1 protein-coding gene is annotated in these 282 nt (G+C 54.3%); it reads right to left on the reverse strand.

Annotation, left to right across the window (positions count from 1 at the left end):
- Positions 1-71: 71 nt before the first annotated feature.
- Positions 72-282, reverse strand: a 211-nt coding sequence (locus AC1RO3_RS09140) for a hypothetical protein (RefSeq protein WP_481764105.1), incomplete at its 5' end; no start/stop codon positions are given.

Consider the following 282-nt stretch of genomic DNA (forward strand, 5'->3'; position numbering starts at 1 on the left):
TCTGGTTGTCGTGAATGTTTCCAATGCGGTCTTTCGGAAGGTCTATGTACATCAGTAGGACTCCGTGTTAATTACTTCTTAGCGCTGTAGCGCGCGATGCGCTCAGCAAGACGAGCGCTAGTCTTCGGCTTATCTTGCAGAATCGAGGCTAGGTAGCGAACCTCACGGCGCGTGAACTTGGCGCGTGCACGGATCGCGTTGAGCGCACCGATATCGGTGTCGTCGCGCAGACTGTCTGCCCACATCGTGAAGCTTGGCTTCAACCCGTTTTCATCAAGTTCC

The sequence above is a fragment of the Dellaglioa sp. CoH-57-MRSF-19 genome, assembly GCF_056781975.1.